Genomic DNA, 23,536 nt, shown 5'->3' with positions numbered 1-23,536 from the left:
CGTTCCGTATGGCCTTCAGCCCGGTGAGGCCGCCGCCGATGCGGTTCGTTTGAGCAGGCGCCAATAACAGGCGGTGAGCAGCGGCACCAGCAACGCGGTGACGATCACCGCGCTGGCCACCAATGTGGTGGCGGCCGGTGCGGCCGCTGCGAACTGCGGCGCCATCGCTGCGATCAATGCTGGTGTGGCCACCGCCGCACCCGCAGTGCTGGAGGCAGCCAGACCGGCGGTGCCATTGCCGTCGCCGATCAGGCGGTCGGCGAGGATCAGTGGCACGCCGGTGATGACCACCACTGCCATGCCCAGCAGCACGCCATGCACGCCGGTGGTGGCGATCGTGGTCAGGTCCAGCGTGTTGCCGAGTGCGAAGCCGAAGAACGGCACCAGTGTGTGCGTGGCTTGCGCAAGGAACTGCCGTAGCTCCGCGTCGAGATTCCCAAGCGCAAGGCCTGCCAGCAACGGCAGTACGGCACCGAGGAACAGACGCGGCTCGAACGAGGCGGCACCGCTGGCGCCCAGGATCAGCATGGTCACCAAGGGGCCCGATTCCAGCGACATCAGCACCACCGCACCGGCTTCCTCGCGGCTGCCGTATTGCTGCATCAACGAGGCATACAAGCCGCCGTTGGTCATGTCCATGGCCGCCACCAACGCTAGCACCGACAATCCTGCCAGCGGGCCGCTGGGCAGGCCGGCGGGCGGCAGCAGCGGTTGACACAGCACCGCCACCAGCCATGCCACGCCGATCTTTGTCAGCACCAGCGTGCCGGACTTGCGCAGGACCTGACCGGTGGCACGTAACTGGATGGTCGCGCCCATGCAAAAGAACCACACCGCCAGAATCGGGATGGTGCCGCTGATCAAGCCGTTGCTGAAGCTTCCCAAGGTGGTGCCGGCAGTTGGCCACAACGTGTGGCAGAGCGCCCCCAGTAACAGCGGGACCAGCATCATGCCGCCAGGCAGTCGCTCAAGTGTGGCTTTGATGCGCATACAACCCTCGGGGACCAGCAGCCATGCGCGCATGCGTGGTCTGCACATGCGTCAATCGGCCATGACAACAGCATGCGGCGTCACCCGGCGTGGCACCTGCGCGCGGCGCGAACCGATGCGGCCGCGTGCGAACGGGGTGCATGCCGGCCTGCCGACACAGCGCCGATGCTGAACCTTCTCTCGTCGCTGCGGGCTGCCCAATTGTCTGCGCTGCGTGGCCTCGCTACAGTTGCGGGGTCGAAAGAGTGCAGGCCGGATGGTAGCCCGGTCATTCATCCGATCCGGGTGGCAAGCTCTCCCGCTGAGGGTATCCGCGACACCGAGACCGGCCTTGCCGGAACGAGGTGTGCCCGGTGATCTCTCACGACCCATCATCGGCGCGCCTCCACTGACCCTGGAAGGATATTGCGCATGAATCTCACCTCAAACACCATCTTGATCACCGGCGGTGCCACCGGCATCGGCTTTGCGCTCGCACGTGCGCTGGTGGTGCAGGGCAACACCGTCATCATCTGTGGGCGTAGCGCCGCAGCGTTACGCCAGGCCAAGGACACGCTGCCTGCGCTGATCACCCAGGTCTGCGATATCACCGACACCGCAAGTCGTCGTGCACTGGTGGATTGGTTGCGGGTAGATCACCCGCACTGCAACGTGCTGATCAACAACGCCGGTGTGCAGCAGCATCGTGATTTCACCGGCACCGATGCTGTGGCCAATCTCGATCAGGAGATCGCCATCAACCTGACCGCGCCGATCCAGCTGAGTGCCGAGCTGCTGCCGTTGCTGCAGCAGCAACAGCATGCGGCCATCATCAACATCACCTCGGGGCTGGCGTTCTCGCCGATGGCCGATGTGCCGGTGTACTGCGCCACCAAGGCGGCGCTGCACTCCTTCACCCTGAGTCTGCGTCACCAGTTGAAAGGCAGTGCCGTCCGCGTGATCGAGATCGCCCCGCCAATCGTCTATACCGGGCTGGGTGGCGGGACGCGCAGTGCAGGCACGGCAACACGCAACATGATGTCTGCCGAGCAGTTTGCCGCCGAGGCGATCACCCAACTTGAAGACGACAAGGACGAGGTGCTGATCGGGATCTCGGCCGACACCCGTCGTTTGGGTGAAGCCCTGTTCGCGCGGATGAATCACCGCTAGGTTGGGCAACGTCGCTAGTGGTGGTTGCGTCGTACAACCACCACCAGCGGCTCTCGGCTGCGGTAACGATCGGTGTGGCCGCTGAATGTCAGGCGCTCAGCAATCGCCCTGCTTGCAGGGATGGCGATCGCTGGCGCGCCACTGCTTCACCAGCTGGCGGCGATTGCGCTGATACTGCTCCTGCAGATAATCGATCGTGCCAATGGCCTCTGCGCGGAAGATGCGGAAATCGCCGCATGCTTCGCACCACGCGGCAATCTTCCACCGCGCGTCGACCAGGCCCAGCATGATCGGCCAGATCGTGCGTTCCGACACCACGCCGGCCGTGCTCGTGTACCCGATTCGCAGCTTGCGTTGTGCATGCAGCGCTTTGCGGATCTTGCCAAGGTCCACGATGGACTCCGGTTGGTGTCCCCGGCTGATATACAGCGCACTGTCGTCCAGCGCCGGGCGCATCTCCTGCGGGATCACGCCGCCGAGTTTTGCCAGCGCATTCTGCACCGCCTGGGTCATCGCCTCATCGCTCTGGCGGCTGACCCACTGCGCGCCGGTGACCAGCGCGCGGAGTTCTTCCTCGGTGAGGGCGAGAGGCGGGAGCACAAAGCCCGGCCTCAGGATGTATCCCACCCCCGCCTCTCCCTCGATATCGGCACCCGTCGCTTGCAAGGTCGCAATGTCGCGCCGGATCGTGCGCAGCGACACGCCGAGTTCTTGCGCAAGCGTGCGACCGGACACCGTTCCGCGGTGTCGACGCAACACTTGCAACAGATCGAACAGGCGCTGGCTACGCGACATGTCAGTCCATCCTGACCAAGCCCTTGCCCGGGCGTCTTTGGCCGGATTCAAGTGCATTCATCAAGCCGATGGCACCGTCCAGCGGAACGATTTCGCCGATGGGCAGGCCGAAGGTGCCGGCCGCCGCCGCGTTGGCGAGGTGGGTCAGGATGGCGGCGGAGGGTTTGCAGAACACCAGCTTGAAGCGGCGATCCACCACGGCGCGGACGAACTTCCCCAGGTCCGGTTCCAGATCCAGCACACTGCCGCGCTTGTCGCGCAGCAGCGCCAACCCTGCAGCTGCCTTCATGACGGCCGAGGTGTCGAAGATCACATCGAAGCGCTCACGGATGTCTTGCAGTCGGGTCACCCTGTAATCGTAGACCTGTTTCAGGCCCAGCGATCTGGCCCGTTCCATCGAGCCTGCGCTACAACTCCCGGACACGGTTGCACCCAATCGCTGCGCCAGCTGCACCGCCGCTTCGCCGACCGCGCCGGCGCAGCCGTTGACGAACACATGCTGGCCTTTTTTCAGGCCAGCCTTGTCGACCAGACCATTCCACGCGGTGACCCCGGGCGTACCCAGGCTGGCGGCGTTTTCGTAAGAGACGTTGTCGGGCTTCTTGACCAGGTTCTCTTCGGTGGTAATCACCGCCTCGGCCAATGCGCCGCACTCCTTGAAGCGTGCCAGTCCGAAGACGGCGTCGCCCGGCTTGAAGCGGGTGACGCCTTCGCCCACCGCGAGCACCACGCCCGACAGATCCATGCCCATCGCACGCGGAAACTGCCGGCCGGTCACGATCTTCATGACGCCATTGCGCATCTTCCAGTCGACCGGATTGATCGCGGCGTATTTCACCTTCACCGCGACCTGGCCCTTTGCCGGCGCAGCAAGCGTGAAGTCGGCCAGCTGCATGACATCCTGGCCACCGTAGCGGTTGTATTGAAGGCGCTTCATGGGCGCGATGCTCCGGTGGCAGCGGCACCTGCGGATGTGACCTTGCAGGCAAGATGTGCGCGCAGTTGGGCGACTGGACTGCCTGGATGGGCGGTAGGGTCGGTTCGGCGAGCGGCGAAAGGTCCGCCGGCGCGATAGCGCGCGTGCGTAGGCGAGGGCATCAGGGTGGGCGCGTGGACATCGCGCGCGCATGACGCTGCGGGGTCGGTCGGGTGGGAGCGGGTGAAGATGGTCACCAGGACATTCCTCGGAGTGGGCGCCCAGTGTAGAAAGCCGTAGTGACAGATTCTGGCACCATGCTTTCATCAGGCCTTCAATGCGCAACAGGCGTCGCCGGCACCGCGTGACATCGCCGCATACCCGCGCGAACCTGACCTCACCATTCGCTCGATCAAACAGCCGCGCACCGCAAGCCATCGCTTCATGGATGCATGCGACTGCCATTCCCGCTCCCTCGTATGCGCTGTCGCGGCGCCGGCTGGGTGCTGAAAGCAGGCGGTGCCCGGCACCCACGCCTACCGCTCGTCGGACAGTCGCCGGTGCGGCGTCCATCGCTGCCGATCTTATGTATGATGACCATCATGAAAAACGCCTCGCCACGCTCCCGCGCATCGTCAGGCCGCAAGGCCGACAGCCATGCGCGCATTGTCGAGGTCGCTGCGCGTGCCATCCGCCGGACCGGCTACGACGGCACCGGTGTGGCCGACATCATGAAAGCGGCGGGTCTGACTCACGGCGGCTTCTACGCGCATTTCGCCTCGCGCGATGCGTTGTTGGCCGAGGCCGCGGACCACGCCGGCGCGCAGACCGTGGCGACCTCGGCGCAGATTGCTTCGTCCGTGCCACCGGAGCAGGCAGCCGTGGCGCTGATGCAGGCGTACCTCTCCGATGGGCACTTGAATAACCTCGAATCCGGCTGCCCGATCGCTGCGCTGGGTTCGGAAATGCCACGCCAGGCACCGGCGGTGCGGCAGGCGGCAACCCGCCGTATCAAGGAGATGATCGACCTGGCCGCACGCCAATTCCCGGACTGGGGAACGCCGCAGGCGCATGAGCGCGCGTTGGTCACGGTGTGTGCGATGGCAGGCACCTTGATGCTGGCGCGTGCCGTAGACGACCCTGCGCTGTCTGCGGCCATGCGCGACGCCGTGCTGGCGCACTTCGGTGCAGGCGGCGTGGAGTAGCCCCGAATTGTTTTTGCTCAAAAATATGACGTTCGTAATATTAAATAGAGTTTTTCGCAGCAATCGCTCACCGGTTTTTCCTTCTTGACAGCCCGATTCCGTGGCGACGGCAGCGCCTCCAGCGCCGACCGGCCGGCACCTCACCCAAGAGACAGAGGCACCTATGAACAGCAAAATTGCACTTGTGACCGGAGCCTCCTCGGGCATCGGCGAAGCGACCGCCGCACGTCTGGCCAACGCCGGCTACACGGTCTACGGCACCAGCCGGCGCGGTGGCACCTCCACAACGGCCGGCGTGCAGATGCTTGCGCTGGATGTCACCTACGATGCGTCAGTGGCCGCAGCGGTGGACACCATCCTGTGCAAGGAAGGCCGGCTGGATCTGTTGGTCAACAATGCCGGCTTCAACGTGGCGCCGTCTGCTGCGGAAGAGAGTTCCATCCAGCAGGCGCAATCGGTGTTCGACACCAATTTCTTCGGCACCCTGCGCATGACCAATGCGGTGATCGGCCAGATGCGCAAGCAAGGCGGTGGGCGCATCCTCAATATCGGTTCGGTGCTCGGCCTGGTGCCGATCCCGTACGCGGCGCTGTACGTGGCCAGCAAGCACGCCATCGAGGGCTATACGGAGTCGCTGGACCACGAACTGCGCGACTGGGGCATCCGCGTGTCGGTCATCGAGCCGGCCTACACCAGGACGGCGTTCGACACCAACGCGCTGCAGCCCGATACACCGATGGAGATCTATCAGGCAGTGCGCACGCATGTGGCCGCGCACATTGCGCAGGTCATGCAAAAGGCCGATGCACCCAGCGTGGTGGCCGACGTGGTGCTCGCCGCGGCGCAAGACGCACGCCCGAAAGCCCGCTACACCGCGGGCAAGGTCGCTCGGCAGTTGAGCTTCCTGCGCCGCCTGCTGCCGAACCGGATGGTGGGAGACGCGGTGCGCAAGGACCTCAAGCTGCACCAGGTGGCCGCAGTGCCGGCAGCGGCACATGCCGCGCAGGCCGCGGGCGTGCGCTCGTGAGCCACCTCACCACCGTAACTAGCACGCGTCTGCATGCAGGCCGGTGCGAGGTGCACCGATGAAAGCCGTCATTGTCGATCGCTACCAGAAGCGCAGGCCGGTGCGGATCGGTGAGGTGCCAGTGCCGCACGTGCGCGCCAACGATGTGCTGATCCAGGTACACGCGGCCAGCATCAATCCACTGGACCTGATGCTGCGCAATGGCGACTTCAAGCTGATGTTGCCGTTCAAGCCGCCATTCGTCCTGGGCAACGATGTTGCCGGCGTGGTGACCCAAGTCGGCCCGGCGGTGCGCGGGTTCGCGGTTGGCGATGCGGTGTTCGCCAAGACCGAACCGGGGCGCATCGGTACCCTGGCCGAGTTCGTGGCGATCGACGCGGCAGCGGTGGCGCGCAAACCGGCGCGCTTGAGCATGGAAGAAGCGGCCTCGTTTCCCCTGGTGGGCCTGACCGCGTGGCAGGCGTTGGTGGAGACCGCTGCGCTCAAGCCGGGCCGAAAGGTGCTGATTCACGCAGGCTCCGGCGGCGTGGGCACCATCGCGATCCAGCTGGCCAAACATCTGGGCGCCTTCGTCGCCGCAACCACCAGCACGGCCAATGTGGAGCTGGTCAAGCGCCTTGGCGCCGATCTGGTCATCGACTACACGCAGCAGGATTTCGAAAACCTGGTGCGCGATTACGATGTGGTGTTGCATAGCCTGGATACGCCGGTACTGATGAAATCGGTGCGTGTGCTCAAGCGCGGTGGTGCACTGGTGTCGCTCTCTGGCCCGCCGACGCCTGCGTTTGCGCAGCAGCTGGGCCTGGCAGTGCCACTGCGGCTCATCGTGCGGCTGCTGAGCCGCAAGGTGCGCCAGCAGGCCAGGCAGCGTGGCCTGGCCTACACATTCCTGTTCATGCGCGCCGACGGCGCGCAGCTACGAGCGCTGGCAACGCTGCTCGACAGCGGCGTGCTGCAGCCGGTGGTGGATACGGTCTATCCGTTCGCGCAGGCACAGGACGCGGTGACCTATGTCGAAACCGGTCGCGCCAAGGGCAAGGTGGTGGTGCGGCTGTAATCGCGCGGCATTCGCGCTGCAATGAGCAGGCGCGACATCACGGCGCAGTGCGCAGGTGCGCTGTCACACGCTGTGGCAAGGCTATAGTGCAGCCGTGCAACGGAACTTTCTTCTTGCCAGGCGGGACAGCATGCAAGCGACCTCGACCTTTTCCACCGCGCATACCTCAGCCGCCGATTCAACGCAGGCCGTCGAGCAGTTTCTGGTGCAGCTCAACCACCCGCACAAGGACCTGATTGTGGCGGTGCGCAGTGCACTGCTGTCGGCGGATGCGGCGATTGCCGAAGGCATCAAGTGGAATGCGCCGAGCTTTCGCACGGTTGAGTACTTCGCCACGCTACAACTCCGCGCCAAGACGGGTATCGCAGTGGTACTGCACCGGGGCGCCAAGGTGCGTGCGTTGCCACCGGGCGGGCTAGTGATCGATGACCCGGCGCAGTGGCTGCGTTGGCCGGCCGCGGACCGCGCGGTGCTGACCGTGCGTGACCTTGCCCATCTCGCTGCCGAGCGCGCCACGTTTCAAGCGGTGATCCGGCAGTGGATTGGTTTGCTGTAGAGCACTGTGGCGCCAGCGTGATTAAGAGCAGCGATCAAAACGACTGCGCAGCTGCCAGGCAGGAGCGGCCGGTGCTCGGAATCGGCATGTACCCACGTACACACAGGTTCCTCCGCGCCGTCCGCATCCACCTGACGACTGCCCGCTACGTTTTTTGAGCCGCTCCAAGCACCGGCGCAGACTGCAGGGGGCGGCCGTTGCGTAAGCCGCGCTGCGTTCAAGCCTGCGGATGCAGGCAACCATCGCGCCACCCATGCAGTCGCAGGCTGGCAATGACGCGCTGATCGACTGACAACGCACCACCACGGCGCAACCCATGCGCCGTGGTGCAGCCACGTTGATCAGTAATTGACCTGCAGCTGCAGCCGCAGCAGATCGCCTTCGACCACCGGATACGGCGCGGTGGTGACGTCGGTGCGCTTCATCTTCGAATAGGCGAAGACCAGTTCCAGCGCATCCATCGGCTGCCATTCGACGCCGGCTTCCACTTCGTCCAGGCGCATGCGTGGCGCATTGGTATCGAACTTGGAACCGCCACGGTAGGTCTGCCACTTGAGGTAAGGCAGCAGCGTGCCGTAGTTGAAGTCGTGCTTGAACATCGCCTGCACGTAACCGCCACTCAACGAACGCGTGCGGATACGCCGCTGTGCCACGTCCAGCTCCGGGCCGCGGCCCACGGTCCACTCGGCCTGCAGGCCAAACGGCTGCGGGTAATAGATGATGTGCGCGGCCACGCGTTGATCGGTGTAGCCGTTCGGCTCGGTGATGGTCGGGGTGAAGCTGCGGCCACCGATGTTCACCGCTGCCGCCGTCGGCACGAACTTGCCGGCGTAGGCATCGGCGCCCACTTCCAGATACTGGCCGTTGGCGAACTTGAACGGGTAGGTGGCGTGCACCACCGCATGCATGCCGTCGTTGCGTTCGGCGCGGTTGGCGCCCTGGCCGTTGTACACACCGGCACCGAGCACGCCGTAGTCGCCCGAGCCCTTCAGGCCGGATTTGACCAGGTCCTGGAAGCGTCCCTTGGCCACCGTGGGGCTGTAGTAGAACACCGCACCGATGTCGCGTTCGTCGCGCAGGCCGGAGTTGAGCGCGTCGGCACGGTCCAGCGTCAAGCGGTTCTGGCTGGACTGCAGGTTTTCCCAGCCGTAAGGCATCTTCGACTGGCCCACGCGCACGCGGTATTCGCGCTTCTTGTCGAAGAAGATGTCGGCGTAGGCATCGCGCAGCTGCGCGAAGTTGGAGGTGGTCGAACCTGTCGGGGTGCTTGCGAAATCCGGCTGGAAGTACAACGACACGTGCTCGTTGAGATCGCCGCTGAGCACCAGGCGCGCACGGCGGATGCCCAGGCTCTGGTCATTGCCGATGAAGCGGTCGCCGGGCGCACGCAGGTCCTGCGCATCGCCACCGATGCCCTGGTTGTAGCGGATCTGGGTGTAGCCGCGCAGGCTCAACTTGTCGTACCACTTCTTGGGCGCGTCGCTGGCAGCGGTGGGCACGGGCGCGGCCGCCGGAGCGGGCGGCGCTGCCTGGGCCACGCCGGTGCTGGGCGCGGTGGCCGGGACTGGTGCCGCGGGCGCTTCAGGCAGGGCGGATGCCGGCAGCTTGCCGTTTTCGTCCACCTGCACGAACTTGCCCAGCTTGTCGCGCCCGGGCGCGGGCTCGGCGAAGATCTGCTTGGTCTTGCGGTCGACGTACAGCTCCAGCTCGGCGGCCAGCGTGCTGCCGCTGGCGGTCGCGCTCAGGGCGCACAGGACGGTGGCGAGATTGCGTTTTTTCATGGATCCGGCTCGGCAAGGGGAACTGGGCGGCGGTGGCGTGGCCGGCCCAGGCGCTCCTGCAAGAAGGGCGCGTGCGGCCAGATGCCGGGCACCGTCATGGCGCTCCGCAGTGCTGCCGTAGCAGCGATGGGGTGCAGTTATATTTAGGTTTGATGTCAGTTTGGTGACATCGGCAGCGCCATCCGACGGATGACTGTGTCAGCTGCATGTCCGGCAGATGTCAGTGCTGCGGCAGGCGCGGCGCAGTGCGCGCCTGCCCAGGCCGGGCGTCCACTGCCTTGGCGCGATGGCGCATGCGGCTAGCGCTGCGGGATGCGTGACCACGGCCATGGACAGCGGCGCGGAGATACAGCGCGTTGGCGTCGCCTGTGTGGTCGGTGGAGCGCGGACGACGCAGCGATGACCGCCCGGTACCGCGCGCCTACCGGATGCAGGGCCTTTGTTCGAGGGATCAATGGTGGTGCCGTTCTGCGTCTCGGAGCCAAGGATCTCCGCACGACGCCATGGCGACCAAGCCTGCACGCCATCGGCAGCGACCGGAGTTGTGTTCCTTGCGCATCGGGCGCAGCAGCGACTCAAGCCAAATTCGCTTCAGTCGGCGCGACACGCACGGCACAGGCATGCCGTCATGCCGGCAGCTGGGCGCCGCATGCCTGGCGCCCTTCTGGCCGAGTGACCGGCGCGTTCGCTCCGGCTGCGTTGGCGGCAACAGGTCTCCGCCGGGCCCACCCACCGTTCGCAGGACCTGCCTGCGAACGGTGCCGGGATCAGCCCGCCGGGTGCGCCGCCAACGCAGCGGCAATGGTGTCGCGCAGCGGGGTGGTGGGGCGGCCGATCAGCTTGCTCAAGGTGTGGCTGTCGTCGAACAGGCTGCCGCCGCCTGCGGACGCCGAACACTGCGCCAGCACCTGGGCGAAGCCGGCCGGCAGCCCGGCCTGGACCAGGGCCGCGGCATAGTCCGCCTCCGGCATGTCGTTGTAGGCCACCGGCTTGCCCGCCTGCTGCGCCAGCTCGGCGGCGTAGTCGGCCATGCTGAAGGCCTGATCGCCCGCCAGCTCGTAGATGCGCCCGGCCTGCGGTTCGGCGGAGGCCAGCACTGCCGCCGCAGCGGCTGCGTAGTCGGCACGGGTTGCGGCGCTGATCCTGCCATCGCCGGAGCTGCCGATAACCGCGCCGTGCGCCAGTTCCGGGCCGATCGAGCCGGTGTAGTTCTCGGTGTACCAACCGTTACGCAGCAGCACGTGCGGCACGCCGCTGTCGCGCAGCAGTGCTTCGGTGGTCACGTGCTCGCCGGCCAGCGAGAGCGTGCTGGTGTCGGCACGCAGCACGCTGGTGTAGGCGAGCAGACCCACGCCGGCACGCTTGGCGGCCTCGATCACGTTGCGGTGCTGCTCCACGCGCGCGCCCACCGCGTTGGAGGACACCAGCAGGACCGTGCCGACCCCGGCGAAGGCGGCGTCCAGCGAGGCCGGGTCGGCGTAATCGGCGCGACGTACGCTGATGTCGCGTTTTGCGAATGCCGACAGTGACGCGGTCTCGCGCGCGGTTGCTACGATGCGGCCGGCAGGCACACGCTCAAGCAACGCATCGACGATCAGCGCTCCCAGGTGTCCGCTGGCGCCGGTGACAAGAATCAGGGGGGAGGTGTGTGCCATGATGCGCTCCGTCAGGTATCGATAAGAGGTTTGGTCTAGTATTTAGACCGGAAGTCCAGCGAGCCTATTGTCGGGGTCGTCCCATCCTCCGCAAGGAGGCAGTTTTTCTCCCCCTGGTTACCGTGAGATGCCCCCGTGAATGCCATTGCCCTGTTTCCGCCGCCGCCGTCCCTGGAAGGGCCGTTCGACGCCACCAAGTGCCCGGTGCGCGATGTGCTCGACCAGATTGGCGACAAGTGGACCTTGCTGATCCTGCTCACGCTGATCCCTGGCCCGTCCCGTTTCAGCGCCATCCAGCGCGCCGTGCCGGATATCTCCAAGCGCATGCTCACCCAGACCCTGCGCAACCTTGAGCGCAACGGCATGATCACTCGCAAGGTCTACGCCACCAAGCCGCCGAGCGTGGAGTATGCGTTGGCCAAGCTGGGTGTGGCGCTGCTCGGCCCGGTCTCGCAGTTGCTCAACTGGGCCGGCGAACACCACGCCGACATCCGCACCGCACGTGAGCGTTTCGACCGCGCGCAGACCGCCGGCCTGATGGAAGCCAACGACCCGATCGCCTGACGCTGCGCGTTGCCGCAGTCACGGCGATCGCGGTGACCGCGGCAGGGTCTGCGCGCCGACGCTGGTGCACGCGTCAGGTCGCCCCTGCGATGCACCGGCATGCAAGGCGAACGTTGGACGTGGTGACTTAGGTGTTGGTCCTTCGGTAGTCGGCTGCTGGGCGTGTATGCCTCAGCGCTCGTTTTGTCGCCTGCGGCAACATCGCCGTGAGTCGGGGTCGCGCATCGTTCTGCATGCCACTCACACGGCTCTGACCGTGTGATGCCTTGTACTCGTTGCTGCTGCGCGCCGAGTGTTCGTCCTGGCGCGCAATCCTATGCGGTGGCGTATTGGCGCGGCCGCGACACCTGAGCGGATGGTTGTTGGCCCACTACAGGCACGGCCCAGGCAATCCAGTCGGGCCCACCACCGTTGCACGCATCGGCAGCTGCGCTAGGGCATGTGCTGCAATCGTTCTGTGAAAACACACTCACAAAGGCGCGCGCCGACTAAACATGATTTTCGGGTTTGCACACCTGCCATCACCGCAAACCGTTGCGCTGCAACGTGCAGCGTCATCCGCTATCGCAGCGATCAGAAATACCAATCGAAGCCGGCTCAAGCGTAAGCGGCCAAGTCCGATAAGGCGACACCAGCCAGTCGGATTCAGCGCACATGCCCTTAGTCGGTTCCTCCTCACCCGCCCCCGGCGTACCGCCGGCGTCGCCTTGCTGGCGCTGTGGTGCGGTTGGATCGCCGTTGCCTGGACCACGCCGCAGGCTGCTGCCGGCGATGCGGCCAGCGCCTGGGCGCGCGTACAGGCCAGCCTGCCGGCGCTGTCGACCGCACCGATGCTGGTCGGCGTCGTGGGTGCCTGCACCTGCGACGGCGCCGCCGATGCACGTGCCTGGGCGTTATTGAGCCAGGCGGTTCGCGCGCGCGGCGGGCGCGTCCAGCAGATCGATGTGCCGGCCCTGCATGGCAGCGGCTATGCGGTGTGGCTGCTCGGCACCGATGGCCAGCCGCGCTATGCCGGCCCCGCGCAGGGCGGCGCGGTGTGCGGGCGTGCCGGTGCGGCAGAGTGGCCACGCTGGCTGCCGCAGGTCTTGGCACGCCCGGCGGATGCCGCGCTGGTGGCACCGTGCGCCTGTGCTGCGGGGGTGTCGGCATGAGCAGCACCGCAACGCACGCACCCACCGCGCAGCTGGCCTCGGGCTACGCCAACCGGCTGGCGATCAAGGCCGACCGTCTCTTTCTCTGGCTCGCCACCTTACAGAGCGCTGGCTCGCTGGCGCTGGCCTGGTATCAGGGGCAGTGGACGCCCTTCCTGGCGGTCACGCTGCCCAGCCTGCTGCTGATGCTGTGGCAGGCGCGCTTCAATCCCGGCACGCGGCTGACCAGTGTGACCACCGCGCTGGTGCTGATGGCTTTAGTGGCTGCCACCATCCAGCAGGCACACGGGCTGGTGGAAATGCACTTCGGCGTTTTCGTGATCCTGGCGCTGCTGTTGTATTACCGCGACTGGCTGCCGGTGGTGGTGGCCGCCGCTGCCATCGCCGTGCACCACCTTGCGTTTTATTGGCTGCAGGCGCGCGGGCTGCCGGTGCAGGCCTTCAGTGCCGGCAGCGGGTTCGGCATCGTCGTGCTGCACGCCGGCTATGTGATCGTGGAAACCGCCTTCGTCTGCGTCATGGCCGTGCAACTGCGACGCCAACTGGACGCGCTGGATCACGAAGCAGAGGCGCTGGCGCAGCTTGCCGACACGCTGGCCAAGGGCGACGCCTTGCCGCCGGCCATCATGCAGCAGCATTTTCGTGCCGGTTCGCTGGCGCAGGCGCTGGTGCGCATGAGCGCGCAGGTGCAGGAACGCATCACCACGCAACAGCAGCTGCTGCAGGAAAATCGCCGGATCCGCCTGGCGCTGGATGCCTCGGCCATGGCTGTGGCCATCGTCGACACGCAGGGCGAGGCGCTCTACCGCAATCACTCCTTCGCACAATTGAGCGCGCGCAGCGATGCGCACACCGTGCAGCAGGCGCTTGCCGAGGCCGCACAGCGGCGTGCTGTCGAAAGCGGCGCAGGTGCGCGCGCGCTGGGCGCATTGCAGCTGCAGGAGAGCGTCACACCCGTGCACGATCACGACGGCATGCCACTGGGCGTGGTGGTGGAATGGCAGGACCGCACCCAGGCCTTGTTGCTCGAAGCGCAAATGACCACCGTGATTGCGCAAGCCACCCGCGGCGAGCTCGGCGCGCGGCTGCATGGGCATGCGCACGACAGCACCTTGGGCCAGCTGGCCGAAGGCATCAACCGCTTTCTTGCGGTTACCGAAGACAGCTTGCAGGACATGCGGCGCATGCTGGCGGCACTGGCGCACGGCGACCTGTCGCAACGCATCGATCGTGCCTGCGAGGGCGTGTTCGACCACATGAAGCGCGATGCCAATGCCACGGCCGATGCACTTGCCCGCATCATCGTGCAGATCCGCAGTTCCAGCGGCGCCATCAACGCGGCAACCGGCCACATCCTGCTCGGCAACGACGCACTGGAGCAGCAGTGGCGGCGCCAGTCGGTCACGATCCTGCACGGCAACGACGCACTGGAGCAGCAGGTGCGGCGCCAGTCGGTCACGCTGGGCGAGGCGGCGCAACAGATGCAGGCCGTGCTTGGCACCATGCAGCAGCACAGCGCGCAGGCAGCCGATGCCGATGTGCTGGCTGCCGCCGCATCGGAAGCGGCGCGTGCAGGCGGCGACACCATGGGCAAGGCGATGAGCACCATGCAACAGATGGAAGCCGCCTCGCGGCGTATCCAGGACATCATCGCCGTCATCGATGGGTTGGCCTTCCAGACCAACATCCTGGCGCTCAACGCTGCCGTGGAAGCGGCGCGTGCAGGCGACGAAGGCCGTGGCTTTGCGGTGGTGGCCAGCGAAGTACGCGCGCTGGCACTACGCTCCTCCACCGCCGCCAGCCAGATCAAGGCGTTGATCGGCGAATCGGTGACGCACGTTGAAGCCGGTGTGCAGCAAGTACGCAGCGCCGGTGCCGGCATGCAGCACATCGTGACCACCATTGGCCAGGTGAGCAGCACGCTGAGCACGATTGCGGTCGCCTCCGAGCAAGAGGCCGGCAGCATCGCGCAAGTGCATCAGACCTTGAGTCGCGTGGATATCGACATGCGCGACGGCGTGCTACGCATGCAGGAGGCCAGCACCGCCGCGCGTGCCATGGGCGACCATGCCGCACAGCTGGAAGATGCAGTGAGCCTTTTTGTAGAAGACGCAGCGCCCACAGCGCAGAGTGCTGCAAGACAGGCACGCCATGCCGCGTGAGCAACACTGTGGTGGTCTATAGCCAACGCGGCGTCACCCGGCAATACGCGGCGTAGGCGGGGCCAAACTGCGCCGCCAATGCGCGCTCTTCCGGCAGAATCTGGAGCCGCGTGATTGCCAGCACGTAGGCCCCACCAGGACCAGGGCGGCGTCCTGCTGCAGCGACACGATCCAGCCGCCCAGCAGCAGCGCACGGCCGAGATACATCGGGTTGCGGGTGTGGCGATGCAGGCCCGTGGTTACCAGCTGCGTTGCACGCTGCGGCGCGAGTGGGTTGATCGTGGTCCCGGCCCTGGCAAATGTCAGCTTTGGAAGCACATTCAACGCGATGCCCCCGAGCACACAGGTACCGGCCATCAACATCCGGCCCGGCAGCGGGAGCGCGATGCTCGGTAACAGCGCTGCCGTGCCGGCGGCGATCACGCCCAGCAGCGCTAGCAGCACAGGCGGTGGAACGCGTGTTTCTAACCGTTGCAGCATCCAGACGCTCCGCCGTGCTCAGTGCCGCAGGGAAGCCGGCGGTACATGCCCGCCATCACGCACGTCATCGCTCGGCCGAGGTATCAGCTGCCGGAGGCCGGCGTGCCCTTGCGTAATGCGCGCAGCCTGCCGGTGAACCAGGATTGGCTCGGTACCGCCGCCGCGCCACCGCATCGCACCTCGTACGGCTTACCTGACATGCTGCTCTTGGTCGCAGCAAGCTCGATAAAGGATTCGGTGCTGGTGACCAGGCCCTTCTTCTGCAGGTAGTCGTACTTGCGTTGCAAATGCTCGCTGGCTTTGGGCGCCGAATACCACGACCCGTTGCGCGAGAACTCGCAGTTAGAGCTTTTCAACGCTGCGAACAGCTGGTTGATCTCCCGTGTCGTGGTAGGGGCTACGCCTTGCGCAAACGCCGATCCCGACACCAGCAAGCAGATGAGCCATATTCTTTTCTTCATCGTGAATCCATTCGCCAAGCGTTGTTTCGGAAGATGCGAAGCATAGGCCAGAACAGCAGTGCCAGTATCGCTTTGCAGCCGCTGGCGTGCAGCGGGATCTGGCCCATGGACGGCTGAATGATTGCGTGCGCCCAGAGCGAACGTGCCCGTGGCGTCGCATGGGCGAAGGCTCACAACACCCTGCAGCACTGCGCCTCGACGCGACCGAAGCCTCGCCGCTCTGATGCGCTGCTCGACCACTCTCTAGGCAGCGCGTTCGCGCAGCTGGAAGATATTGCCTTCCGGGTCAACGGCATTACAGGCAACGAAGCCGGCGCCGCGCCACTGCTCTGGCAAAATTTCGCCGCCAAGCGCAGCTGCAAGCCCGGCGAGCTGCGTGATACTCGGGACGGTGAAAAAGAACTTGAGCGCGCTGTTCTCACGCCTGCTGGGCGGATCGGCGATGGTGATGGAGGCGGCGATCGCCTCAGGTATTGCATGGATGACAAGTTGCAACGCGGCTGCGTTCAGCACAACCAATTCCTTGCTGGAATGGATCGCCTGCATACCCAGCAGGCGCTGGTAAAAAGCCGCCACGCGCTCAAGATCCTTGGCATAGATAAACAAGCCGGCGCTGGCAGCTTGCGACATGGCTTGACCTCGGGTCTGGTGGGTAGCGACTAGTCTGCCCCAACAAGGCTCCAGGCAAGAACGTAAGAGCGGCTAACAAAACGTAGCGAGCAGCCGTCAGGTGGGTGCGGACGGCGCGGAGGAACCGCAGTGTACGGGGGTACATGCCGATTCCGAGCACCGGCCGCGCCCGCCTGGCGGCTGCGCAGCAGTTTTGATAGCTGCTCCTATTACCAGGCACCGCTACGCAAAATTTAAGCCCGAGCCCGCTAATAGCTTTGCCTGCCGCGAAAGCAGAGACGCCGTAAGCAGATACGGCTCAGGGATCGGCTGGCGTATACCGCAGCAGATCGCTACCGACAAAGTAGTTGCCGTAGTACTCGTTCTTTCGAAGGCCGGGGTGTGCCGCAAAGTCGATATAGGGCGCAGCGCAGTGTGGGCAGCGGAACGGATTCATATAGCGATAGGCCGACCCATCCGGTGCCAGCGGCAGCCGTTCTTCCAGTGCATGCAGCTGCTCGGGGTCCGGCTCTGTCAATGCGGCCGGACTGCCGGTAATGTGGTCCTCCACCGTGATGGTGTACCTGCCGGATTCCGAGTAGAAATAGCCCGCGTTGCTGAAACCGGCGTGGTAGGAACGGATCAGGAACGAACGTTTGCAGTGGTCGCATTCACAGGAAAGCAGCACGTTGCCGCCGGTGACTAGTCCACTGAAGTGCAGACCCCTGGCAAAAAGCCCCTTGCCTGCAAGTGCGGTACTGCTGACGCTGGCGCCCGGCAGGAAGAACGGCTGAAATCTGATCCCGTCTGCGTGCCCATTCGCAAACGCGTCTGGATCGAGCTGCTCGGTCTGGGAAATGACACAGTCTGCCTGGCACCCCAGGTTGGGATGTACGCGAATGGAGAAGTGGAACCATCCTGTCGCAGTACCAAGTTCATGCCGATGCACGCTTCCCGCCGAGTCGGTAAATTCCAGGACGCTATCGGCTTTCAACCATGCGGAAGGCTTGATCTCACACGGGATATCGCTCTGGCTAATGCGACACAACTCCCGCCCATCGGCACGAACAATCAGTAATGGAGCGGCTTGCTTCTTGAAGATGGAGAACATGCGTTCCTTGGCGGTAATGCTGGAATGACAGATTGGAGCGCTGGCGCGAGCGCAGCAGAACAATCTTAGCTCTTCAGAACGTCAAACGCCGCGCTTGTCCTCGATGTTTTCCTCTTGAAGGCCATGCCTACACTGGCAGGCGCAGTCAACGCAAAACCGAACTGCTGGTAGAGCTTATACGCCTCACCATCCGCAATCAGGCTGACATACGCAGACGCAGGTACTTCGCGTTCTATGTAGCTTGCGATCTCACCCATGACAGCCTTGCCCAGACCACGGCCCTGATGCGCTGGCAAAACGGCAATGTCCACGATCTGATAAAAACAGCCGCCATCGCCGATGACGCGCCCCATCGCCACCGGCTCGCCATCGCAAAGCACCTGCACGCTGAACAGCGAGTTGGGCAACCCGCGCTCTGCGGCTTCCAACGCTTTCGGGCTCAAGCCGCTTGCTTGGCGAAGATGACGATACGCTTCGATAGTCGGCGTTTGATGTACGACGCGATACAGGGATGATGAGAGCATGACGGGAGTGCTTTAGGGATGGTCTGAATTTGATGGTGTTGTTACCAGTTCTTGGAAAAGGCCAAGGACCGGAGCAAGCTCTGGATTATTCAAGGGCGCCATATCACGCGCGGATGCGGTGAGTGGCAAGAGCAAAGGAAGTAGTACGAGAAGTCTCATCAGAGACCTAACGCCTGAATTAAGCCGGCCCGCCAAGCGGGTTCGGCTTGAATGAATTGTTAGGCACTGCCGACACCTACAACAACGCAGATTGCCGGTGTGGTTAGGAACCAGACAACTGGCAGCCAGACGAGCTTGCGTGCCCGAAGCCACAGCGGTTTGAGGTGGGGCGGGATAGTAGACGACGGCTGTGTGATCCAGCTCAGCTCACAAAAATTGTTGTGGTAGCCAGGACCAAGAACAGGAAATTGCGTGAGGTGTTCCCAGGCAGCTCGATCAACGGCCAGAAGATCTTGGCGAAAACGGATGTTGAGTAGCGCGCCAGCTCCGCCTGCAAGTGCAAGACTACCCACGGCATAAAGCGTGATTAGCCACTCTCGTGGACCGACCACTCCGAAACGAAGCAAAAGAACCCAAGCTGCCAAAATTCCCCATGCAACAAATAACCATCGAACTTTCATGCGGTGCCTAACGCCTGAGTTAAGCCGTGCTGCGAAGCGGCATCGGTTTGAACGAATTGTTAGAGGGCTATCCGAGCAACCCCCTGTTGAATAAATCCCGCGCGCGCGCCAACTGTGCCCGCACCTCTTGCGCGCAGAATAGCGCAGAGTCGTGGACTACGCGGTCATTCTCAATTAGCGACCGAAATCTCGGTGTGTGGTGTGCGAAGGCGCTCCTGCCGGACTTGTCGCGCCATGCATGAATCTCATCCCAGAGCAGGCCGGCTTGTCGCTCTGAACCCACAAGCCTCGGCAGGAACTCAGTGAACAAATTGTCGTAGTTCTTTAGGGCGCTTTGCACCTGCTGTGGCTCGTGGGACAAGACAAATTGAAGCTGCTCGATCTCGCGGCGCGCCGAGGAGAACAGGTTACGGCTTTGCTCCACGTGCATGAGCAACTCAGATTTATCTCTCTCAAATGCTAGTGTCGACTCGAGCTCATGCACAATGACGGAATGCGAGAAAGCTCTGTAGCTGATGTAGGCAGATGCCAAGCTGACAATGAGCGCGAGAACTGCGATGACATCGGAACTTCCCATAGCCCTCTAACGCCTGAATTAAGCCGGCCCACAGCAGGGCGGCGATTGAGTGCAAATATAGCCGAAGGCGTGCACTTAGGCGCCGCCCTGATGTGGGCTCGGCTTGAATGAATTGTTAGAGCGTGTTATGAACTTTGAAATAGAGCGGCTGCATTTCCAAGCATCAGGATCGTGAAGACGACAAAGTGCAAACCGGCCAACGTTTCCGGCAATCGCTCATAGTCGCGCGCCAGTCGTCTGAAGCGATTGACCCAGCCGAAGCTGCGCTCGACAACCCAGCGGCGCGGCAGCAAGACAAAGCCTTTCTTCGCTTCTTGCAGCTTGATGACGTGCAACTCAATGCCCTCTTCCTTAGCCGCTTGCGCCGGTTCTTGGCCGGTATAGCCCTGATCCACAAAAGCGATCTTGACCGTTTCACCGGTCACGTGTTGTACCTCCTGGGCCAACGAACGGACCTGTGCGCGTTCCTGCTCGTTGGCCGGCGTGACCTGGACGGCAAGCAGATGTCCCAGCGTATCGACGGCCATATGCACCTTGCTGCCTTTCTTGCGCTTATAGCCATCGTATCCAGCACGCGGCCCGCTTTCACAGGTGGACTGCAGCGTCCGGCCATCAAAAATCACCGCGCTCGGCTGGCCTTTCTTCCCCTGTGCCACACGCAAGAGTGAGCGCAGATCGCTGACCATGGCCTCAAAGCAGCCAGCCTGCAGCCAGCGCTGCGTTTGCTGATACACCGCTTCCCAAGGCGGGAAATCGTTGGGAAGCAATCGCCACGGTGCGCCGGCGCGTGCGATCCAGCGCAGTGCGTTAAACATCGCGCGTAGCGCGTATTTGCGCTGCGGTGCTTGCGCATCCATCAGTGTGAGATATGGCGCAGCGAAGGCCCATTCTTCGTCGGAGATATCGGTTGGATATGGCTTACGAGGCTTCATCCGTATACGTTATCGTGACAAGGGCAAAGTTCATAACACGCTCTAGCCGCGGCTCCACATTCAAAAGTCGCGTGTGACTACGAATTATCATTAGTACGGACACGGTGCGCGACCCAGTTTAGCCCAACCCACAACACAGCTAGATATGCAAAGGCGGCCGAGACGTACACAGTTGAACCAAAAGTCTTGAGCCAAGGTGTTGCTACCCCAAGCAAGAAGACGCCAGCCAAGGCAAGCACGAAATAAACGAGGCGCGCTTTGGAGTCTTTGGTCACAAGCAGCTTCTCTCTGCGGCCTAACGCTTGAATTAAGCCGAGTTGCGAAGCAACTTCGGCTTGAATGAATTGTTAGGCAGTGAGTGACCGCAAAGGTTGGATGGTGCAACCATGCTCCCCAGCACTGCCGCCTGGACCGAGTGTGCCACAGCTTACGGGATGGAGCTTGCTCAGCGATGCAGCGGCGCGTGATGCCACCGGAGCCAACTGCAACGAGCGCAGCGCCGGAACCAAGTGCCAAGGCGAAGCACCGAACTTACCGCAACCAGCAGCGATGATGACTCCTGTCCGGAGCCAGCCGTATGCATGCCTGCGAACTCACCGAGGCGGCGACCACTAACGCATTTGCTCCACCACGGCCTAACGCTTGAATTAAGCCGAGTTGCGAAGCAACGTCGGCTTGAATGAGTTGTTAGGCAGTGAGTGGCCGCAAAGGTTGGATGGTGCAACCATGCTCCCCAGCACTGCCGCCTGGGCAGAGTGTGCCACAGCTTGCGGGATGGAGCTTGCCTCAGCGATGCAGCGGCGCGTGATGCCACCGAAACCAAATGCAATGAGCGCAGCGCAGTAACAACGGGCTAGGGCGAAGCACCGAACTTGCCACACCCCGCAACGGTGATGACTGCTTTCCGGATCCAGCCGCATGCATACCTGCGAACTCGCCGAAGCGGCAACCAACAACGCATTTGCTCCACCACTGCCTAACGCTTGAATTAAGCCGAGTTGCGAAGCAACTTCGGCTTGAATGAATTGTTAGGCAGTGAGTGGCCGCGAAGGTTGGATGGTGCAACCATGCTCCCCAGCACTGCCGCCTGGACCGAGTGTGCCACAGCTTGCGGGAGGGAACTTGCCCAGCGATGCACGCGCGTGACGCCACCGAAGCCAACTGCAATGAGCGCAGCGCGGGAACGACGTGCCAAGGCGAAGTGCCGAACTTACCGCAACCAGCAACGGTGATGACTGCTGTCCGGAGCCAACCGCATGCATGCCTGCGAACTCACCGAAGCGGCAACCACAACGCATTTGCTCCACCACGGCCTAACGCTTGAATTAAGCCGAGTTGCGAAGCAACTTCGGCTTGAATGAATTGTTAGGCAGTGAGTGACCGCAAAGGTTGGATGATGCAACCATGCTCCCCAGCACTGCCGCCTGGACCGAGTGTGCCACAGCTTGCTTGCGGGATGGAGCTTGCCCAGCGACGCCCCGGTGCGGGCTGCTGCCGAAGACAATGCAACGAGCGCAGCGCGGAAGTGACTTACGAGGGCGAAGCACTGAACTTGCCACGCCCCGCAACGGTGATGACTGCCGCCCGGAGCCGACCGCATGCATCCCAGTCAATGCACCGAAGCCGGATCCACCAACGTGTTTGCTCCACCACTGCCTAACGCTTGAATTAAGCCGAGCCGCGAAGCGGCTTCGGCTTGAATGAATTGTTAGGCAGTGAGTAGCCGCGAAGGTTGGATGGTGCAACCATGCTCCCCAGCACTGCCGCCTGGACCGAGTGTGCCACAGCTTGCGGGATCGAAGTTGCCCAGCGATGCAGTGGCGCGTGACGCCACCGAAGCCAACTGCAACGAGTGCAGCGCGGGAACGATGTGCCAAGGCGAAGTACCGAACTTACCGCAACCACAAAGGTGATGACCTCTGTCCGGAGCCAACCGCATGCACGCCTGCGAACTCACCGAAGCGGCGACAACCAACGCATTTGCTCCACCACGGCCTAACGCTTGAATTAAGCCGAGTTGCGAAGCAACGTCGGCTTGAATGAGTTGTTAGGCAGTGAGTGGCCGCGAAGGTTGGATGGTGCAACCATGCTCCCCAGCACTGCCGCCTTGACCGAGTGTGCCACAGCTTGCGGGGTGGAGCTTGCTCAGCGATGCAGCGGCGCGTGATGCCACCGAAGCCAACTGCAACGAGCGCAGCGCGGGAACGACGTGCCAAGGCGAAGCACCGAACTTACCGCAACCAGCAACGGTGATGACCTCTGTCCGGAGCCAACCGCATGCACGCCTGCGAACCCACCGAAGCGGCAACCACCAACGCATTTGCTCCACCACGGCCTAACGCCTGAATTAAGCCGACTGGCGAAGCCAGTTCGGCTTGAATGAATTGTTAGGCGGCTACCCGCGTGACCGCCTGAATAGATCCTGCGCCTCTTCGTGGGACTGTGCGGAGATGTCTCCTAAACGATCGTGCCCCAATGATCGAAGCCTCATAGCTTGCAAACCCGAATGACTTCTCGCATTGAGCGTCCAGACAATCACTGCCCAAAGAATAGTGAAAATGTTGATGCCGAAGACAAAAAACGGTGCGATGGCCAAGGCAAGGATCAAAAGAGCCAGTAGTGGTGGACCTCCCTGAATAAGAACCCAGATTGGGCCAAGCAAGAAGCCGCCAATCTCCCATTTGTGCTCTACCGACTTCAGGTACTTTAGGTCTGCATCTCCAGGGTGTGCCCACATCGTGTAGCGTCTAATCTTGCCGTTCCCACCCTTGGTTGGGGCGTCGCTGTAATTTGAGTGACCAAATACGTGGCCGGATGGAATTTTTGGCTTCTGTGGTGAAGTTGCTGAGTTGCGGTTGAACCCGGCAGTTATGTCGAAGAAAAATCTCCGCGTTTGAGTCCACTCGGGTTCTCCTGTCTCCTTTGCGGCATAAATAAGTTCATCTATCACGCGGCCGTCATAGTTGTGGGTCTGCTGTTTCTCGAACTCGTACTCGAAGCCCATTTGTTCCAGTAGGAATTGGGCCACTCCGTACTCGATTGAAACGTAATCGCGCTGGTCTGTAATGACTAGCGGGTCGTCCCGCTTGGTGGTTCCCGCGCCAACGGGGAAGTCACCGCCGAAGCGTTTCTCCAGCACTTCTTTCAAAGGCACCATGAACTTCTCCTTGCCGCCTAACGCTTGAATTAAGCCGAGTTGCGAAGCAACTTCGGC

22 protein-coding genes and 2 other RNA genes are annotated in these 23,536 nt (G+C 63.3%); 9 read left to right on the top strand and 15 right to left on the bottom strand.

Annotation, left to right across the window (positions count from 1 at the left end; all coding sequences use genetic code 11):
- Positions 1–15: 15 nt before the first annotated feature.
- Entirely contained in the window at positions 16–990 is a 975-nt protein-coding gene (kdgT, locus tag ACCQ01_RS20685) for a 2-keto-3-deoxygluconate transporter (RefSeq protein ID WP_228434048.1), read from the bottom strand.
- Positions 991–1,401: 411 nt separating this feature from the next.
- Between kdgT and ACCQ01_RS20680 the strand changes: the two genes are divergently transcribed.
- Positions 1,402–2,139, top strand: a complete 738-nt coding sequence (locus ACCQ01_RS20680; RefSeq protein ID WP_228434049.1) for an SDR family oxidoreductase — start codon at positions 1,402–1,404, stop codon at positions 2,137–2,139.
- A gap of 96 nt (positions 2,140–2,235) precedes the next feature.
- Here ACCQ01_RS20680 and ACCQ01_RS20675 read toward each other — a convergent pair whose 3' ends face one another.
- Positions 2,236–2,934 (bottom strand): helix-turn-helix transcriptional regulator, encoded by a 699-nt coding sequence (locus tag ACCQ01_RS20675; RefSeq protein WP_228434050.1) that lies wholly within the window; start codon positions 2,932–2,934, stop codon positions 2,236–2,238.
- 1 nt (position 2,935) lies between these two features.
- On the bottom strand, positions 2,936–3,871 hold the full coding sequence (locus ACCQ01_RS20670) for an NAD(P)-dependent alcohol dehydrogenase (protein ID WP_115529690.1): 936 nt from the start codon (positions 3,869–3,871) through the stop codon (positions 2,936–2,938).
- A 572-nt stretch (positions 3,872–4,443) separates the two neighbouring features.
- On the opposite strand from ACCQ01_RS20670, the gene ACCQ01_RS20665 reads away from it, so the two are divergent.
- The 5 genes from ACCQ01_RS20665 to ACCQ01_RS20645 all read left to right on the top strand — a co-directional run bounded on the left by ACCQ01_RS20665 (position 4,444) and on the right by ACCQ01_RS20645 (position 7,856).
- Positions 4,444–5,055, top strand: coding sequence for a TetR/AcrR family transcriptional regulator (locus ACCQ01_RS20665; RefSeq protein ID WP_228434051.1), 612 nt, complete (start codon positions 4,444–4,446; stop codon positions 5,053–5,055).
- Positions 5,056–5,239: 184 nt separating this feature from the next.
- Entirely contained in the window at positions 5,240–6,082 is an 843-nt protein-coding gene (locus ACCQ01_RS20660) for an oxidoreductase (RefSeq protein ID WP_372358830.1), read from the top strand.
- Positions 6,083–6,140: 58 nt separating this feature from the next.
- The gene (locus ACCQ01_RS20655; protein ID WP_228434053.1) at positions 6,141–7,139 is read left to right on the top strand and encodes an NADP-dependent oxidoreductase; all 999 of its coding nucleotides are present in this window, start codon (positions 6,141–6,143) and stop codon (positions 7,137–7,139) included.
- 130 nt (positions 7,140–7,269) lie between these two features.
- Complete coding sequence (locus ACCQ01_RS20650) at positions 7,270–7,695, top strand: DUF1801 domain-containing protein (RefSeq protein WP_103700555.1); 426 nt, start codon at positions 7,270–7,272, stop codon at positions 7,693–7,695.
- A gap of 86 nt (positions 7,696–7,781) precedes the next feature.
- A non-coding RNA gene (locus ACCQ01_RS20645) (sX9 sRNA) lies at positions 7,782–7,856 on the top strand.
- 180 nt (positions 7,857–8,036) lie between these two features.
- Here the strand turns inward: ACCQ01_RS20645 and ACCQ01_RS20640 are convergent.
- Positions 8,037–9,476: an OprO/OprP family phosphate-selective porin gene (locus tag ACCQ01_RS20640; RefSeq protein WP_014509334.1), complete on the bottom strand. Its 1,440-nt coding sequence runs from the start codon at positions 9,474–9,476 to the stop codon at positions 8,037–8,039.
- 767 nt (positions 9,477–10,243) lie between these two features.
- Positions 10,244–11,131 (bottom strand): SDR family oxidoreductase, encoded by an 888-nt coding sequence (locus ACCQ01_RS20635; protein ID WP_228419657.1) that lies wholly within the window; start codon positions 11,129–11,131, stop codon positions 10,244–10,246.
- A 135-nt stretch (positions 11,132–11,266) separates the two neighbouring features.
- On the opposite strand from ACCQ01_RS20635, the gene ACCQ01_RS20630 reads away from it, so the two are divergent.
- The 3 genes from ACCQ01_RS20630 to ACCQ01_RS20620 all read left to right on the top strand — a co-directional run bounded on the left by ACCQ01_RS20630 (position 11,267) and on the right by ACCQ01_RS20620 (position 15,008).
- Positions 11,267–11,695 (top strand): winged helix-turn-helix transcriptional regulator, encoded by a 429-nt coding sequence (locus tag ACCQ01_RS20630; protein WP_011035577.1) that lies wholly within the window; start codon positions 11,267–11,269, stop codon positions 11,693–11,695.
- A 707-nt stretch (positions 11,696–12,402) separates the two neighbouring features.
- Positions 12,403–12,846, top strand: coding sequence for a hypothetical protein (locus ACCQ01_RS20625; protein WP_014509331.1), 444 nt, complete (start codon positions 12,403–12,405; stop codon positions 12,844–12,846).
- Positions 12,843–15,008, top strand: coding sequence for a methyl-accepting chemotaxis protein (locus tag ACCQ01_RS20620; RefSeq protein WP_228434054.1), 2,166 nt, complete (start codon positions 12,843–12,845; stop codon positions 15,006–15,008). Before ACCQ01_RS20625 ends, ACCQ01_RS20620 begins: the two co-directional genes overlap by 4 nt.
- A gap of 33 nt (positions 15,009–15,041) precedes the next feature.
- Here ACCQ01_RS20620 and ACCQ01_RS20615 read toward each other — a convergent pair whose 3' ends face one another.
- The 10 genes from ACCQ01_RS20615 to ACCQ01_RS20570 all read right to left on the bottom strand — a co-directional run bounded on the left by ACCQ01_RS20615 (position 15,042) and on the right by ACCQ01_RS20570 (position 23,479).
- The gene (locus ACCQ01_RS20615) at positions 15,042–15,488 is read right to left on the bottom strand and encodes a methyltransferase family protein (RefSeq protein WP_323370342.1); all 447 of its coding nucleotides are present in this window, start codon (positions 15,486–15,488) and stop codon (positions 15,042–15,044) included.
- Between the two features lie 83 nt (positions 15,489–15,571).
- Complete coding sequence (locus ACCQ01_RS20610; protein WP_119960548.1) at positions 15,572–15,949, bottom strand: YfeK family protein; 378 nt, start codon at positions 15,947–15,949, stop codon at positions 15,572–15,574.
- Between the two features lie 243 nt (positions 15,950–16,192).
- Positions 16,193–16,579, bottom strand: a complete 387-nt coding sequence (locus ACCQ01_RS20605) for a VOC family protein (RefSeq protein WP_228434056.1) — start codon at positions 16,577–16,579, stop codon at positions 16,193–16,195.
- A gap of 70 nt (positions 16,580–16,649) precedes the next feature.
- A non-coding RNA gene (locus ACCQ01_RS20600) (sX9 sRNA) lies at positions 16,650–16,724 on the bottom strand.
- A gap of 153 nt (positions 16,725–16,877) precedes the next feature.
- Entirely contained in the window at positions 16,878–17,669 is a 792-nt protein-coding gene (locus ACCQ01_RS20595) for a hypothetical protein (RefSeq protein ID WP_228434057.1), read from the bottom strand.
- Positions 17,670–17,734: 65 nt separating this feature from the next.
- The gene (locus ACCQ01_RS20590; protein ID WP_228434058.1) at positions 17,735–18,193 is read right to left on the bottom strand and encodes a GNAT family N-acetyltransferase; all 459 of its coding nucleotides are present in this window, start codon (positions 18,191–18,193) and stop codon (positions 17,735–17,737) included.
- Between the two features lie 218 nt (positions 18,194–18,411).
- A complete protein-coding gene (locus tag ACCQ01_RS20585; protein ID WP_228434059.1) occupies positions 18,412–18,813 on the bottom strand; it encodes a hypothetical protein in 402 nt (133 codons plus the stop codon).
- A gap of 67 nt (positions 18,814–18,880) precedes the next feature.
- Positions 18,881–19,390 carry a hypothetical protein gene (locus ACCQ01_RS20580; RefSeq protein WP_012437101.1) on the bottom strand — a complete coding sequence of 170 codons (510 nt, stop codon included), beginning with the start codon at positions 19,388–19,390 and terminating at the stop codon, positions 18,881–18,883.
- Between the two features lie 125 nt (positions 19,391–19,515).
- Positions 19,516–20,322, bottom strand: a complete 807-nt coding sequence (locus tag ACCQ01_RS20575) for an IS5 family transposase (RefSeq protein ID WP_006449292.1) — start codon at positions 20,320–20,322, stop codon at positions 19,516–19,518.
- Positions 20,323–22,717: 2,395 nt separating this feature from the next.
- The gene (locus tag ACCQ01_RS20570) at positions 22,718–23,479 is read right to left on the bottom strand and encodes a hypothetical protein (RefSeq protein WP_228433063.1); all 762 of its coding nucleotides are present in this window, start codon (positions 23,477–23,479) and stop codon (positions 22,718–22,720) included.
- Positions 23,480–23,536 lie beyond the last annotated feature (57 nt).

Origin of the sequence: Xanthomonas sp. NCPPB 4037, from assembly GCF_041475695.2 — a bacterium.
In the GTDB taxonomy this organism is placed as follows: domain Bacteria; phylum Pseudomonadota; class Gammaproteobacteria; order Xanthomonadales; family Xanthomonadaceae; genus Xanthomonas; species Xanthomonas campestris.
Note: the sequence above shows the minus strand (reverse complement) of the source record. Positions and strands in the feature narration are given on the sequence as shown.